Annotated in this window: 18 protein-coding genes; 12 read left to right on the forward strand and 6 right to left on the reverse strand. The window is 38.5% G+C overall.

Annotation, left to right across the window (positions count from 1 at the left end):
* Positions 1-315: 315 nt before the first annotated feature.
* Positions 316-1,233 (forward strand): lipoyl synthase, encoded by a 918-nt coding sequence (gene lipA / locus ASU02_RS23350; RefSeq protein WP_057767827.1) that lies wholly within the window; start codon positions 316-318, stop codon positions 1,231-1,233.
* A gap of 128 nt (positions 1,234-1,361) precedes the next feature.
* Here lipA and ASU02_RS23355 read toward each other — a convergent pair whose 3' ends face one another.
* Entirely contained in the window at positions 1,362-1,973 is a 612-nt protein-coding gene (locus ASU02_RS23355) for a YhcN/YlaJ family sporulation lipoprotein (RefSeq protein WP_057767828.1), read from the reverse strand.
* An 86-nt stretch (positions 1,974-2,059) separates the two neighbouring features.
* Here ASU02_RS23355 and ASU02_RS23360 point away from each other — a divergent pair, with 86 nt between their 5' ends.
* Positions 2,060-2,335: a YutD family protein gene (locus ASU02_RS23360; RefSeq protein WP_057767829.1), complete on the forward strand. Its 276-nt coding sequence runs from the start codon at positions 2,060-2,062 to the stop codon at positions 2,333-2,335.
* A gap of 191 nt (positions 2,336-2,526) precedes the next feature.
* Here ASU02_RS23360 and ASU02_RS23365 read toward each other — a convergent pair whose 3' ends face one another.
* Together ASU02_RS23365 and ASU02_RS23370 are read right to left on the reverse strand one after the other, a co-directional pair.
* Positions 2,527-2,820: a hypothetical protein gene (locus tag ASU02_RS23365; RefSeq protein ID WP_057767830.1), complete on the reverse strand. Its 294-nt coding sequence runs from the start codon at positions 2,818-2,820 to the stop codon at positions 2,527-2,529.
* 99 nt (positions 2,821-2,919) lie between these two features.
* Complete coding sequence (locus ASU02_RS23370; protein ID WP_057767831.1) at positions 2,920-3,186, reverse strand: DUF3055 domain-containing protein; 267 nt, start codon at positions 3,184-3,186, stop codon at positions 2,920-2,922.
* A gap of 182 nt (positions 3,187-3,368) precedes the next feature.
* On the opposite strand from ASU02_RS23370, the gene ASU02_RS23375 reads away from it, so the two are divergent.
* From ASU02_RS23375 to ASU02_RS23385, 3 genes are all read left to right on the forward strand, one after another.
* Positions 3,369-4,673, forward strand: coding sequence for an EAL domain-containing protein (locus ASU02_RS23375; protein WP_057767832.1), 1,305 nt, complete (start codon positions 3,369-3,371; stop codon positions 4,671-4,673).
* A gap of 18 nt (positions 4,674-4,691) precedes the next feature.
* On the forward strand, positions 4,692-5,129 hold the full coding sequence (gene hepT, locus ASU02_RS23380; RefSeq protein ID WP_057767833.1) for a type VII toxin-antitoxin system HepT family RNase toxin: 438 nt from the start codon (positions 4,692-4,694) through the stop codon (positions 5,127-5,129).
* Between the two features lie 89 nt (positions 5,130-5,218).
* Positions 5,219-5,986 (forward strand): TIGR01457 family HAD-type hydrolase, encoded by a 768-nt coding sequence (locus ASU02_RS23385; RefSeq protein ID WP_057767834.1) that lies wholly within the window; start codon positions 5,219-5,221, stop codon positions 5,984-5,986.
* A gap of 190 nt (positions 5,987-6,176) precedes the next feature.
* On the opposite strand, the gene ASU02_RS23390 is transcribed toward ASU02_RS23385, so the two are convergent.
* Positions 6,177-6,677, reverse strand: a complete 501-nt coding sequence (locus ASU02_RS23390; protein WP_057767835.1) for a phosphatidylglycerophosphatase A family protein — start codon at positions 6,675-6,677, stop codon at positions 6,177-6,179.
* A gap of 390 nt (positions 6,678-7,067) precedes the next feature.
* Here ASU02_RS23390 and yutH point away from each other — a divergent pair, with 390 nt between their 5' ends.
* From yutH to thrB, 4 genes are all read left to right on the forward strand, one after another.
* Positions 7,068-8,075 carry a spore coat putative kinase YutH gene (gene yutH / locus ASU02_RS23395; protein WP_057767836.1) on the forward strand — a complete coding sequence of 336 codons (1,008 nt, stop codon included), beginning with the start codon at positions 7,068-7,070 and terminating at the stop codon, positions 8,073-8,075.
* Positions 8,076-8,267: 192 nt separating this feature from the next.
* Entirely contained in the window at positions 8,268-9,566 is a 1,299-nt protein-coding gene (locus ASU02_RS23400) for a homoserine dehydrogenase (RefSeq protein ID WP_057767837.1), read from the forward strand.
* Complete coding sequence (thrC, locus tag ASU02_RS23405) at positions 9,563-10,624, forward strand: threonine synthase (protein ID WP_057767838.1); 1,062 nt, start codon at positions 9,563-9,565, stop codon at positions 10,622-10,624. The genes ASU02_RS23400 and thrC overlap by 4 nt, the downstream gene beginning before the upstream one ends.
* Entirely contained in the window at positions 10,621-11,544 is a 924-nt protein-coding gene (gene thrB, locus ASU02_RS23410; RefSeq protein ID WP_057767839.1) for a homoserine kinase, read from the forward strand. Before thrC ends, thrB begins: the two co-directional genes overlap by 4 nt.
* A 139-nt stretch (positions 11,545-11,683) precedes the next feature.
* Here the strand turns inward: thrB and ASU02_RS23415 are convergent, their stop codons facing one another.
* On the reverse strand, positions 11,684-11,923 hold the full coding sequence (locus ASU02_RS23415) for a NifU family protein (protein ID WP_057767840.1): 240 nt from the start codon (positions 11,921-11,923) through the stop codon (positions 11,684-11,686).
* 163 nt (positions 11,924-12,086) lie between these two features.
* Here ASU02_RS23415 and ASU02_RS23420 point away from each other — a divergent pair, with 163 nt between their 5' ends.
* Positions 12,087-12,410, forward strand: coding sequence for a YuzD family protein (locus ASU02_RS23420; RefSeq protein WP_057767841.1), 324 nt, complete (start codon positions 12,087-12,089; stop codon positions 12,408-12,410).
* Between the two features lie 308 nt (positions 12,411-12,718).
* Positions 12,719-13,174: a helix-turn-helix domain-containing protein gene (locus tag ASU02_RS23425; RefSeq protein WP_057767842.1), complete on the forward strand. Its 456-nt coding sequence runs from the start codon at positions 12,719-12,721 to the stop codon at positions 13,172-13,174.
* A 120-nt stretch (positions 13,175-13,294) separates the two neighbouring features.
* On the opposite strand, the gene ASU02_RS23430 is transcribed toward ASU02_RS23425, so the two are convergent.
* The gene (locus tag ASU02_RS23430; RefSeq protein ID WP_057767843.1) at positions 13,295-14,362 is read right to left on the reverse strand and encodes an NAD(P)/FAD-dependent oxidoreductase; all 1,068 of its coding nucleotides are present in this window, start codon (positions 14,360-14,362) and stop codon (positions 13,295-13,297) included.
* A gap of 353 nt (positions 14,363-14,715) precedes the next feature.
* On the opposite strand from ASU02_RS23430, the gene ASU02_RS23435 reads away from it, so the two are divergent.
* Positions 14,716-14,955, forward strand: coding sequence for a YuzB family protein (locus ASU02_RS23435; RefSeq protein ID WP_057767844.1), 240 nt, complete (start codon positions 14,716-14,718; stop codon positions 14,953-14,955).
* The last annotated feature ends 145 nt before the right edge of the window (positions 14,956-15,100 follow it).

The raw sequence follows: 15,100 nt of genomic DNA on the forward strand, positions 1-15,100 counted from the left end.
TTGATTAGGCTCAGTGCAGCGTGGTGAAGATTGCCTTATAGCAGTCCTGCTTGCAATACCCAAATGGGAGAAGAGCCGAATCTAGATTGAGTAGCTCCTCCAGTCTATTCTGGAATGATTAAGGTGCTTTTGCTTTCCTTATTTAGTTTGTGAGATTTCAAAAATTTCATCTATATCAATTATTGGTAATCCGCTTCACACTTCGACTTGTCCTTGTCTTTTTCATGTGATAAAGTGACATCAGGGAATTCATAGGAAAATGAAGATTCCTGGTTTTATTCTAATGCTATTTTTTTCATATAATGGGGTGGGAATATGAGCAAACAAGAAGAATATTTACGTAAGCCAGAATGGCTGAAAATAAAATTAAACACGAATGAAAATTATACGGGCTTAAAGAAAATGATGCGTGAAAAAGGACTGCATACTGTATGTGAAGAAGCAAAATGTCCAAATATTCATGAATGCTGGGCAGTTAGAAGAACAGCTACATTTATGATTCTTGGTGATACTTGTACAAGGGCATGCCGTTTTTGTGCTGTCAAAACGGGGCTGCCAACAGAGCTGGATTTACAGGAGCCAGAAAGAGTGGCAGACTCTGTTGCATTAATGAATTTAAAACATGCAGTTGTCACGGCTGTTGCTAGAGATGATTTAAAGGATGGCGGAGCTGCAGTCTTTGCTGAAACAGTAAGAGCAATCCGCAGAAAAAGCCCATTTACAACAATTGAGGTTCTTCCTTCAGATATGGGCGGGGTTCTCGAAAATTTAAAAACACTGATGGATGCACGCCCAGATATCCTAAATCATAATATTGAAACGGTTGAAAGACTTACTCCAAGAGTTAGAGCGCGCGCGAAATATGATCGCTCTTTAGAATTTTTACGCCGTGCAAAAGAGCTGCAGCCTGATATTCCAACCAAGTCGAGCTTAATGATTGGATTGGGAGAAACAAGGGAAGAAATTATCGAAACAATGGACGCACTCCGAGCAAATCATGTAGACATCATGACAATTGGTCAGTATTTGCAGCCATCGAAGAAGCATTTGAAGGTACAAAAGTATTATCATCCAGATGAATTTAATGAGTTTAAGGAAATTGCCTTGAGCAAAGGCTTTAGCCATTGTGAAGCAGGCCCACTTGTTCGCTCTTCCTACCATGCAGATGAACAAGTCAATGCTGCAGCCCAGCGAAGACAGGAATTAGGGGAAAAGGAAGCGAAGGAAGCATAAAAAATATGAAAGAGTTCAGCTACTTGTCGGCTGAACTCTTTTTAAACTGGAATGACCTAATGCAAGAAGCCAAAAAATGCTGAGTCTTTCTCCAGTTTTACGGCGATAACCAAGGCACTTGTGCATTTCTATTTTCCTTGAGGGGATTTTTTCATTTCCTTTATAAGCTTATCTATACCGTCATGAGCGGTCCGGCTATCTGAATCCAAAGTTGAGTAGCTTTCTACAAACTGCCGTAATGCGGTATTATCACTTACATAGATTTTATACCAGCTTGGAACGACAGACATCGCCATTTTTTTCACTTGATCGGCTGTAGCATTCCGATCCTTTGTATCAGTGGCATAGACAATCAAAACTTCTTGGTCGGTAACCAGTGTAGAGACATCATCGACATTAGGAACTTCCGTACAAAATTGCCCAATGGTATTTGCAGTTTTCTCACGATCAATCATTTCATAATGATCATAGGATACATTTTCTCCGAGAATGGGGCTCTTTTGATGTCTAACATAGCCAAAATCTTCACTTTTATTGGTTGATCCATTATTTTTGTTATAAATATCTGCACGCTGATCATTTACATTGATTGTATTGCCGCTTTTTTCATAGAGCCTATCTTGTGCCATTTGATTATTATTGTTTTGGCAGGCAGTTAAAGCTGCAAGTGCGCAAATGCTTGTAATTACTAGTGTCTTTTTTATGTGAAACACCTCCTCATTTATAGAATGGCCAAGCATTTATTTTTTTCTCTTAGTAATTGATGGGGAATCAGTTATAATTTAATTAATGATAAGCGCTTACGCATTTCAGTGAGGTGAGAATGTTGATTTGTATTAACAATATTTGTTATGAAGTAATAGAAGATAATCGAGACGGGTTTAATGAAGAGGCGTTTCGTGGTAGATACAGCGAGATTTTAACAAGATACGATTATATTGTAGGCGATTGGGGATATGGACAGCTGAGGCTGAGAGGCTTTTTTGATGATCAAAATCAGAAAGCAACCTTTGATACAAAAATTAGTACATTGAGCGAATATTTATATGAATTTTGTAATTTCGGCTGTGCTTATTTCGTTGCGAAGAAAGTAGAGAAGTAAAAAGATGTATTGAGCAGAGACAATTGGAAATACCTTTTGTCTCCGCTTTACTTCAAATGAAAGAATGTCTTTTGAGTCAGAGATGTCTAGCGCAAGTCAACATCGGTTCGCTTACGTTCACCGTGTTTCCTTTATCGAAAGAACCGGCCCTTCCAGCTTGTACGGTGGTGATCAAGGTGCTTGCGCTTTTCTTACTTTTGGTAATCTGAATAAGGTGTTTGCATACTCGTGTCAGGGTCGTCATGTGGCGGGTGTGCCCCCTCCATTTGCCTGGGCAGGTCTTCGTGCAAAGTTTTATTTTCGAAAGTAAATGCACTATATTTTCGTTGTTCTGGAAGCCATGGGGTGCTTTTATTTTCAACTGGTTTATACTTATTAATCGGGGAGCCATAAGGACCTTCTGGGTATTCTTCAGCGGTCAGGAAATTTCTTTGGGATTCCACATTTGAAAAATCAGTATAGGTTCTTTGCTTTTTATCATCCATAGAAAGTCACCTCTGGAATGTATTCAATAAAATAAAGGAGAACCTTAAATCCAGGTTCTCCTTTATTATTTGTGTTTCCTATTGAAATCATTCTAAAGTCTATACTAACTCCATGAGGAAGGAGCGTAACTCTTCTGCATTCTCTTCACTGAGGTTAAATGCATATTCTAAATATCCTTCTTCATTTAAGTCATCATCCCCGATGATCGCAAATCGATTTCCTTGAATATCCAGAACTATTTGTTTTCCATAATAACGATCAGATTGAATGATTGCCAAGTCAAATCGTTGGTTTTCCCCCATAAAGCTAACAAATCTTGTTTTCGTATTTACGACATCATCATATAAAAAAAAACGCTCAGACATAGATAAGGTCTCCTTTTTGCCTATATTCTATTATTAATAGTAACCTACCTTCCTTATAGAATAAAGAGTATTTCCATTTGCTAATATTATTTCCATAAATCCTTCTAGTTTCGGAAAAATAAACTACTTTTGTGATAAAATAAGAACATGTAGAATACAGCACCGAAAGAGGAATGAAGCGAATGGTCCATCGATGCAATGAAAAGACAGCAGCCTTTGGCAAATGGATGAAAATTTTCCTTCCATTACATAAGATGCGCGATTATCCCCCGCAGTTTATTATTCGAGATCCAATTACAAGCGGGGTAAAAAGAGCTTTTAAAAGTGGCAATGAAGTGGCAATTGTTGTTTTCAATATTAATAACCTAAGGGATCTTCCAAATCAGCTTGGCCAACTAGGATACATGAAATTTATTTCTTGTTTAAAGAAAATCTTTTGGGAGGTTATTAAACAGGAAATCGAAGAAGAGGATATTATTGCCCTTCATGATTACTCTAGCGATGGACTAACATTATTTTTATCGATTGATCATAACCGCTACAGTGTAACTGAAATTGACAAAAGAATGAAAAAGATTTTGCGGGAATCCGAAAAAAATATGTATGCTGAAATGCCAGTAGCAAAGCCAACTTTTGACACTGGTTACATGTTTATAGAGAAGAAGCATTATTCGATTCAGGAAGCAATTTTAAAGGCACAGCAGCAGGCATTGGCAATGGCTGAGAAGCGAGTGCGTTCAGAATTCAATGATATGCTGTATTCAATCAATAAAATTATTGCCCAAAAGGATATTCGTATGCTTGCACAGCCTATCATTAATGTGGCAACAGGTGAAGTGAAGGCATGGGAAATGCTGACAAGAGGGCCAAAAGGGACTGGATTAGAAAGTCCACTTCAGCTTTTTTCCGTAGCTAAACAAACTGGATTGCTGTATGACCTTGAAATGATTGTATTTGAGAAGATTTTGGAGCAAATTAATGCAACTGGGTGCACACAGGATATTTTTATTAACTTCACACCGATTACTTTGGGGAATGAACGATTTATTAGAGATATTAAAAAAATGCTGGCAAAAAATAAAAATATTCCGCCTAGGCAGCTTACTTTGGAAATTACGGAACGTGACTCGATCGATGGGATGGAGAACTTCCTATACAATATTAAGGTGTTAAGAACATTAGGGTTTCGAATTGCTGTAGATGATACAGGTGCAGGCTATGCAAGTCTTCATTCCATTAGTGAAATTATGCCTGATATTATAAAAATTGATCGTTCAGTTATACAGGACATTGATAAAAATTCAGTAAAGGAATCCATGCTTCAAGGATTGCTATTAATAGCAAGAGAGGCAGGGTCACTTGTTGTCGCTGAAGGAATAGAAAATAAAGATGAGGCTTCAGTCCTTTCAAGAAATAAGGTTGACCTAGCGCAAGGGTATTACTATTCTCGCCCGACTGCACTTACTCAAGGCCTCAAATCATCATAATTGAGAAGGGTGAAAAATATGTATTTTGTTGACAGGGAAAAGATTGAAACAACACTTGTGTTTTTAGAACAGCAATTTTTCCTTTTCGAGCAAATTAAAAATTGGGATTCACCGATTGAAAAAGCAGCAATGGAGCGTGTGAGTCATTTAATGATTGAAGCCATTCTTGATGTTGGAAATTCAATGATTGATGGATTTATTATGCGAGACCCTGGAAGCTACGAAGATATTGTTGATATTTTAGACGATGAAAAGGTTATACATAAGGAATTGAGTAGCAGCTGTAAAGAAATCATTAAGTATCGAAAAATGCTAGTACAAGATTATACTGAGATTAATCATTCGGAAGTCGCTGAGGTGTTTGCAAAACATTTGCCTGTTATTAAGCAATTCCCAGCGAGTGTAAGGGCATACTTATTAAATGAACTAGGTCCGGTTTCAGCCTTTCGAAATTAAAAATATAAGCCGAAAAGGCCGGAAATGATCCGGCCTTTTTCTAATGATTGTTATACGAATTGGTGATGATAAAGTCAGGAGTGATGGAAATGAAAAAATATAAAGGGTATTTAATTGATTTGGACGGAACGATGTATCGAGGGACAGAACTCATCAAGGAAGCGGCAGACTTTGTAAATGAACTGATCAAGCTGGATTTGCCTTATCTCTTTGTCACGAATAACTCTTCAAGGACTCCACAGCAGGTTGCAGAGAAGCTTTGTTCGTTCTCGATTCCTGCTACATCAAAGCAAGTATTTACAACAAGTATGGCAACGGCTAATTACATTTACGAACAAAAGAATGATGCCTCTGTCTATGTGATTGGGGAGGAAGGGATTCGAACAGCACTGGCAGACAAAGGATTAATAGCAGCAGAAGAAAATGCAGATTATGTTGTCGTCGGGATTGATCGCTCGATAAGTTACGAAAAGCTTGCCACTGCTTGTTTAGCCGTTCGGAATGGGGCAACCTTTATTTCAACAAATGGTGATATCGCTATTCCGACGGAAAGAGGTCTTCTGCCTGGTAACGGGTCATTAACATCTGTAATAACCGTATCGACTCAAACAAAACCGATATTTATTGGGAAACCAGAATCAATTATTATGGAACAAGCGTTACAGGTACTTGGTACAAAAAAATCAGAAACACTGATGGTGGGAGATAATTACGACACAGACATACTAGCAGGGATGAATGCAGGAATGGACACACTTCTTGTCCATACAGGAGTCACAACGAAGGAGCTTCTCTCAAGCTACGAGAAACAGCCGACATTTGTGGTCGATTCACTTGATCATTGGGAATTCTTGTAGATAAAAACCAAATGTGACAAGCACCTTTGGAATAATCAAACAATTGATTATTCCTGCGAGGATTATCTTCGGCGCTTCTCCTATAATCGTTATACTTGTTCTGTGCGATTACAGGGGAGATAGTTTATCATAAGGTCACAATATCAATTTCTTGGACAACGGAAAAAGGATGGAGATTTGCCATCCATCCTTATTTTGTCCCTTGGGCACGATGAGCTAGCCGGCTAGAAGCAGCGGCAGCAATCGCTCCTACAATATCATCTAAGAAAGTGTGGCACTTTCCTGAGCTTTTATCATTAAGATCCTTTAAAATTCCAGGCTTTAATTTATCGATATAGCCAAAATTAGTAAATCCGATCGATCCATATACATTAACAATAGATAATGCTAAAACCTCATCCACTCCATAAAGACCTTCATCAATTTCAATTACATGCTGCAAAGGTTCAAGGAGCTTCTTTTCTTCAGCAAGCATATCGAGCTGGATGCCAGTCAGAACGGCATTTTGCACCTCTCTTTTAGAAAGAACGCGTTCGACATTCTCGATGCAAACGTCCATTTGCAAATCGGGATGATACTTCTCTTGTAGAAAATAGACTAAATCAGCAATATCTTTAATTTCTACTCCACGGTCATGCAGCCATTTTCTCGCTGTTAGTTCAATTGGGTCAACTGACTTTTCTTCATTCATCGGCTCCACCTATTTTCTGTTTTATTTTCCTTAAATATATACGATCCCGCTATGAATTATGCCATAACAGTCCTCATGGAAATATCTACCCATTTCTCGCAATTTAGGGGCTGTAAGATCCCATTTCAAGAAGCTGTGGGACCATAAAAATTAAAGTTAGAGGATTACAGACCGTAAAAGCTCGACGGCGGACAGGATTTTAGACCATAGGACAAAGCGTTTCTGAGCATGATTCGTTCAACTGCGATCAGTCAGGATGAAGAAAATCCTTACTGATTGAAGTTTGACTTTATCATATCCGACTCATTCCATATTAATCAAGAAAAGATCAAGTTTTGCTTTCTTCATTCATATATATGACCTAAGGTGCCTGAAAAAAGAGGTGGAGAAATGTTAAACCATATGCTTGAAAAACAATATGGAATTCAGTTTGATGAAGAAATTCGTGTTGGTAAATACCACGCATGCAGAAAACAGGGGCAAATCTATTTAATTGTTCCTGTAGAAGGATATGAGGCAGATGAATTGACTGAATTAGAAATGCTAGCTGACCATCTTGTAAGGAACGGTGAAAAATATTGCAGCACTTTTTTAAAAACTACAGAGGGCCAACAAATAAGTGAGTGGGAAAATCGGCAATATTGTGTATTAAAAAACGAGCATATTCAGAATCGTAAGGTCAATCGTCATGGAAGAAAATTAGCAAAGTTTCATTATCGGGGCCGTTCCGTTTCATTTTCAGTCAATAAATTAAGCCGAATTGGCCAATGGAAGCAATTATGGGAAATGAGATTGGACCAAATGGAAAAGGTATGGAATGATATGCTCTTTCAGCAGCCTGATAATGATTTTGAACGGATGTTTTTAGAATCATTTCCCTACTATCGGGGCATAGCAGAAAATTCGATTCAATACCTGGTAGATACTGAGCTGGATGATGAACCTTCTTTCATGGATAGCGGGACGGTCTGCCATAACCGGTTCACAGATGATACGTGGGGAAACTCCTATTATATTAAGAACCCTTTTGATTGGGTTTTTGACCATTCCTCCAGAGATCTTGCCGAATGGACAAGAGCTAAGTATTTCCATAACATAAAAACATATGAGCCAGAGATGCGTAAGTTTATTGCCGATTATCAAAGTATTGCCCCATTATCCTCGTTTTCATGGCGGCTTTATTATGCACGTATTCTGTTTCCGCTCCATTATTTTTCTTGTATCGAAGCGTATTATGGTGCAGAATCAGAACAAGAGAAAAAGCTCCTTGAAGAAAATCTGCATAAGTTCCTGCAGCAATCAGATGATCATGAGCGCTTTCTAGGCCGTTTTTATGAATTCGCTGAAGTCCCAGTCCAAAAGTGGAAGATCCCCTTGGTTGAATGGCTAAAAAAGTAAGCTTGTATATTTGTGCACCTTTTCTATTAAAGGGTGTATTTTTTTCTACTTTAAATAGGTTAAAGTATATTTCGTCAGAATTATTAGAGAAAACTGTTGTAATCACTTGGAATCAGCACTATAATGTCTACTATACAAATACAGATGTACACATAGAAAGAACAACGGTGATTGAACGAGAGGGGAATAAAAATGGAAGAAATATCAATCGGATTATTAGGTTTAGGAACAGTCGGATCAGGTGTTGTGAAAATCATTGAGAATCATCAGGATAAGCTTATTCACCAAGTAGGCTGTCCTGTTAAGATAAAAAAGATTCTTGTGAAGGATATAAATAAAGAGCGTGCTGTTCAAGTAGAACAGACAAGGCTTACAACAAATCCTGATGAAGTTCTAAATGATCCGGAAATTGATGTCATTATTGAAGTCATGGGCGGAATTGATGAAACGAAAAAGTACTTAAAACAAGCATTGCGTAATCGGAAAAATATTGTTACAGCTAATAAAGATTTAATGGCCCTACATGGGGCTGAGCTACTGACAATTGCATCGGAAAATAGCTGTGATTTGTTCTATGAGGCGAGTGTCGCCGGCGGAATTCCGATCTTAAGAAGTCTTGTTGATGGGCTAGCCTCTGACCGGATCACAAAGATGATGGGAATTGTGAATGGAACAACTAATTTTATTTTAACGAAGATGGCTAAGTTTGGAAGTGCCTATGAAGATGTACTTAAGGAAGCTCAGGAGCTCGGTTATGCAGAAGCGGATCCGACCGCAGATGTTGAAGGGCTGGATGCAGCGAGAAAAATGGCCATCCTGTCTACACTTGGGTTTTCGATGAAGATTGATTTGGATGATGTAAAGGTAAAAGGAATTACAGGAATTACAGAAAATGATTTAGAATATGCGAAGCAGCTTGGGTATACAATGAAGTTGATCGGTATTGCTCATAGAGAAGGAGAAAAGGTTGAAATCAGTGTTCAGCCTACTTTATTAGTAGAATCACATCCGCTTGCATCAGTCCAAGATGAATTTAATGCTGTTTATGTTTATGGGGAAGCTGTTGGGGAAACGATGTTTTACGGCCCTGGAGCAGGCAGCTTGCCGACTGCAACCGCTGTTGTTTCAGACCTTGTAGGCGTAATGAAGAATATGCGTTTAGGCGTAACAGGAAAAAGTGCAGTTACTCCTCAGTATAAAAAACATCTTAAGAAGCATGGAGAAATTTATTCTAAATACTTTTTACGTCTTCATGTGAAGGATGAGGTTGGTGTTTTTGCTGAGATTACTTCTATTTTTTCAGAACATGGGGTCAGCTTCGAAAAAATCCTCCAGCTGCCTTTAAAGAAACAGGGACTTGCAGAAATTGTACTTGTTACCCATCAAGCTTCCTTGCAAGATTACGAGGATAGTTTAGTTAAATTAAGAGATTTGCATGCCGTACAGACAATTGAAAGTTCATACCGGGTGGAAGGGAGTGCAAATGTATGAGATGGGAAGGGCTATTACGAGCCTATAAAGAGTATTTGCCAGTGAATGAGCACACGCCATTACTTACATTAAATGAAGGGAATACGCCTCTCATTCGGCTTAATAAACTATCCGATGAATGGGGGATAGACCTGTATGTCAAAACAGAGGGGGCTAACCCAACCGGTTCATTTAAGGATAGAGGAATGGTTATGGCTGTTGCGAAGGCAAAGGAAGAAGGCAGTGACACGATTATTTGTGCTTCTACAGGCAATACGTCAGCAGCGGCAGCAGCTTATGCAGCAAGAGCCGGATTAAGATGCATCATTGTTATTCCAGAGGGGAAAATAGCGATGGGAAAGCTTGCTCAGGCTGTCATCTATGGGGCTGAAATTATTTCTATAGAAGGAAACTTTGATGAGGCATTGGCTATGGTTAGAACCATTAGTGAGACTGAACCTATTACTCTAGTAAATTCAGTTAATCCTTACCGTTTAGAGGGCCAAAAAACAGCTGCATTTGAAATTTGCGATCAATTGGGGCAGGCACCGGATATTCTGGCACTTCCTGTGGGCAATGCAGGAAATATAAGTGCATACTGGAAGGGATTCAAAGAATATCATGCAGCAAAACAAACAGGATTGCCTCATATGCATGGGTTTGAGGCTGAAGGAGCGGCAGCGATTGTGCACAATCGAGTGTTTGAGAATCCAGAAACTGTGGCAACAGCCATCCGAATTGGCAATCCTGCAAGCTGGCATTTAGCAACAGCTGCATTAAATGAATCTGATGGAAAAATCGATGAAGTGAGTGATGAGGAAATCCTTTGTATGTATAGAAAATTAGCTTCATCCGAAGGAATCTTTGCCGAGCCTGCTTCTTGTGCATCACTTGCGGGCATATATAAACAGCTGCGTCATGGGAAAATCCCGCATAAATCCAGAGTTGTTGCTATTTTGACAGGAAATGGACTTAAAGATCCAAATGCTGCAATGGAATGCAGTCCTGTAAAACCTGTTTGTCTGCCAAATAATGAGTTTGCAGTTGCCGAGCATATTAAGGGAGTTGTCCATGTATGAGTGAAGGTGAAATGCTCATCATTAAAGTTCCCGGAAGCTCAGCAAATTTAGGGCCAGGTTTCGATTCAATTGGCTTAGCATTGAATGTGTATTTAACATTAGAAGTAGAATTGGCAGAGAATTGGGAGGTTATTTCTCTTTCTGAAGAATTGAACGCTTTTCCGAAGGATGAAACAAATTATATTTTTCAAATTGCCATAGATACTGCCGGAAAATACAATAAAAAGCTGCCAGCATGCCGGATTAAAGTGAAAAGTGATATTCCGCTTGCAAGAGGTCTTGGTTCCAGTGCGGCAGCAATTGTCGCAGGAATTGAGTTAGCCGATGTCCTATGTAAACTTCATCTGTCTATACAAGAAAAATTGGAATGGGCTTCTAATATTGAAGGACATCCAGATAATGTGGGTGCCAGCCTATTGGGCGGGTTGGTTATAGGCTGCCAGTTTGAAGATGAAGTGAGTATTGAATCCTTTCATCATCTTGAAATGGATATTGTAGCAGTGATTCCAAAGGAAGAACTCTTAACAAAGCATTCAAGGGGTGTATTGCCGCAAACCCTTACATATGAAAAAGCTGTACAAGCTGGGGCGATCGGGAATGTGATGATTGCTGCTCTGCTAAATGGGAATTATAAGCAGGTCGGAAAGATGATGAGGGCTGACCAATACCACCATCCATATCGAAAAGAAATTGTGCCGCATTTAAAAGATATTGAAGAACTGGCACCAGACTTAGGAGCATTTGGAGTAGCTTTAAGCGGAGCAGGACCAACGGTATTATGCTTGGCAGAAAAGGGTGCTGGCATGGATTTGGCAACGAGGCTAGAAAAGGTGCTGCCAGAAATGGCGTATCGCTATTTAAGCATTGAACAATCTGGAAGCAAGGTGTATGTTCCAAATAAAAAGCGATGTCTTCAATGACATCGCTTTTCTACTTGTCTAGCTCCAGTGCCTACCCCCTCGAGGTCACAAGTCAATCCACCAGGAAAGGTAAAGAACACTTTTCCGATAGGCCTATCTTGTGCTTGTAGAGGATGACCGAGGCACTCCAGCTTCCATATTAAAATACTTGTTCTACTTCTGTAACGCCAGGTACTTCTTCTAATAGCGCGCGTTCAATTCCAGCCTTTAATGTGATTGTTGAGCTTGGGCATGAACCGCAAGCGCCAAGCAGGCGCAGCTTAACGATGCCATCCTCTACATCAACTAATTCACAGTCTCCTCCATCACGTAGTAGGAATGGACGCAATTTATCTAATACTTCTTGAACTTGCTCAATGATTGTTGCTTGTTCCGCCATTTGTATCTACCCCTTTCTTATTAATTATTATAATCATTCTCTCTGCAAAAATCTATTTAAAGACACGGATTTCCACTAAATGAGAAATTACTTGAGTTTCTATTATTATAATATTGTAAAATAGGATTAAGGAGATAAACATTTTTTATAAGGGGGAAAAGAAATGAATCGAGAGGTTGAAATAAATGTATATGGAGCTGAGCAGTTATGCCCAAGCTGTGTAAACCTTCCTTCTTCAAAAGAAACATATGAATGGCTTCAAGCAGCTCTAGAGAGGAAATATCCTAACCAGCCATTTAAGATAATGTATGTAGATATTTATAATCCGCCTGCGGATGAAGAGAAAAGAAGCTATGCAGAAAAGGTTATTGAAGAGGAAATGTTTTACCCTGTTGTCTTAATAGAAGATCAGCTAGTTGGTGAAGGCAATCCGAGATTGAAAACAATCTATGCTGAAATGGAAAAGCATGGGTATAAAGCAGAGTAAAAAATAAAGCTCTTGGATGCAACTCTTTTGAGTGCAAAAAGAAGAAAGAAACAATAAATTGCCATACAAAAACTGAACTAAATAAACAATATAATAAGCAGCAAAAAGGAGCAGGATCTAATTTCCCTTCGCTCCTTTTTTATTTTTTTAAAGAACATAATCGTCAAGACTTTCTTATTTTTAAAACAGTAAGGATAGAAGACAATTTTTTGGTGGCAACAAGAGGTTGCGCCTTGAAGCACCTACAACTATCTTTACTTTGCTATATAAGCTATCAATAATGAAAATAAGAGAAGGTGATGTATAACATGATTTTTAGTGAACGCATAAAGAAGGAACGAGAAAAAAGAGGATGGTCACAAACGGACCTCGCTGAAAAAATTCATGTTAGTCGTCAATCAGTTTCAAAATGGGAAACTGGTAAGAACTATCCAAGTATCGAAGTTATCATTGGTTTGAGTGATTTATTCGGTATTACAATAGATGAAATGTTGAGGAGTGATGAAGAATTGAAGGAAAAAGTAATTCGAGATAGTAAGAAATTGGCGTATCCGAAATGGAAAACATTCTTCGATAGTGTGTTTTTAGCAGGCATATTTTTATTAGCAGCAAAGTTAATTATTATGGGATTAAATTATTTTGTTGGTACTAATATTAATATCTCAGGTGGCGTACCAAAAATCATCTCTAATTTCTTGCCATTAGCTCTAATGATAATTGGCGGAGTTGGTTCAGATCAGTTAAAAAATAAATATATCAATTAGTAAGTTAAAGGCAGCGTAAGTGCTGCCTTCTCGTGAATTAAAACAAGCCTTATATCTACCGACATAATAGATGCTAAATCAATTTCGATTTAGCTATTCTTAAGCAGACAGTGACTCCACTTATCCTCGATGATTTTTATACATCCATAAAATTCCTGATTTAATCATTCTGGCAACCCGCCCAGTAATTGGACGCTCTGCAACAACGCCGAATCCGTGTTTTTTTCCAAGTGAACCAAGAACCCCTTTTAACTTAATTGTTGGCATTTCTTCAGGTAGTTCTTCACCTTTCCAGCGCTTCAGAAGAATTTGTACAATTTGCTCAGCTTGTCCTTCAGCAAGCTGGGCACTTGGTGCATGTGGAAGACTTGCGCAATCGCCGACAACATAAAGATGCTCATCTGTTGGAATATTATGATGCTTCGTTAAAACGACTCGACCTTGTGAATCTTTTTCAACTTTCATCTCTCTTACGACTTTATTCGGCTGGATTCCTGCAGTCCAAACGATTGCGTCACAGGAGATAGGCTCATCATGATTAAAAAGAGTATTTTCCTCTACACGTGTAATGTTCGAGTGACTGACAATTTCCACACTATGACTACCAAACCAATTTTCAACATATTTGCTAAGTCTTTCAGGAAAGGCTGATAAGATGTGACTTCCACGATCAAATAATTTAATATTTAAGTCTGGACGGCTTTCATGAAGCTCAGAAGCGATTTCTACTCCGCTTAAGCCAGCACCAACGATTGCTACAACTGAGCCTGGAGTTAAATTGTTCAACGCTTGATAAGTGGCGCGGGATTTTTCAATCGTTTGGATGCTGTAAGTATAAACATCTGCTCCTGGTACATTATGGTACTTATCTTCACATCCAAGTCCAATAATTAAATCGTCATAAGAAACAGAATTTTCTCCCTGCAATTGTACCTGTCTATTCTCAATATCTACGCCAGTAATCTCTCCATACTTAATTGTCAATCGTGGATGTTCAGGATATGCCACGCGAACATGCTGGTCTGAAATGGTCCCAGCAGCTAAGGCGTAATACTCCGTTTTTAAACAATGATATGGAACACGGTCAATAAGCGTAATGGACACATCTTCTGGAAGGTGATTTGGCAAAAGTCTGGCTAATACTCTCATCCCGCCATAGCCTCCGCCAAGGATAACAAGATTCTTCATTTTACATTCCCCTTTAAGTCAAATCTAAAGTAGTGATTTTTCAGAAAAATAACTGTAAAAAAATTAAAAAACTTTCTATAAATATAAATATCTAATACCCTTTATTCATAGAAAGTATAACGAAATTGTGACAAAATCACAACAACTATAGGATGAAACTTGACAAAACAAGGCAGTAAATAGTAATTGTGCTTAAGTGTTGAGGGGATATTAAAGTAAAAATAATTGCGGAAAAATAATAAAAAAGGTAGCATTATCATGACTGCAAATATGATCGAGTCAGTGGAAGACTAATCAATTACTCATAGAATAAGCGTTTATATAGATAGCAATTTAGGTAAGAGGTGATCGAAGTGATAAAACCAATCATAGAGTTTTGTTTCAGCAATCTGGCAAGCGGTTCACAAAAGGCTTTAGAAATCCTAGAAAAGGATTATGATCTTGATGTCATTGAGTATGGCTGTCTTGGCTATTGTGGAAAGTGTGCAAATTCTCTTTTCGCACTTGTAAATGGAGAACCAGTAACAGGTGAAACACCAGAAGAGCTGGTAAAAAATATATATCAATTTATAGAGGATAATCCGATGTTTTAATTGGGATTGATTTCTGAAATGAGCGGGGAAGAGAGTACTCAATAAGGGGCATTGGTTCCCGAAATGAACGGGAAGAGAGCAAAACACTCCTCAATAAGGGGTATTGATTCCCGAAATGAGCGGGAAAAGAGCAAAAAAGTCCTCA

The sequence above is a fragment of the Cytobacillus praedii genome, assembly GCF_001439605.1.
Classification (GTDB): domain Bacteria; phylum Bacillota; class Bacilli; order Bacillales; family Cytobacillaceae; genus Cytobacillus; species Cytobacillus praedii.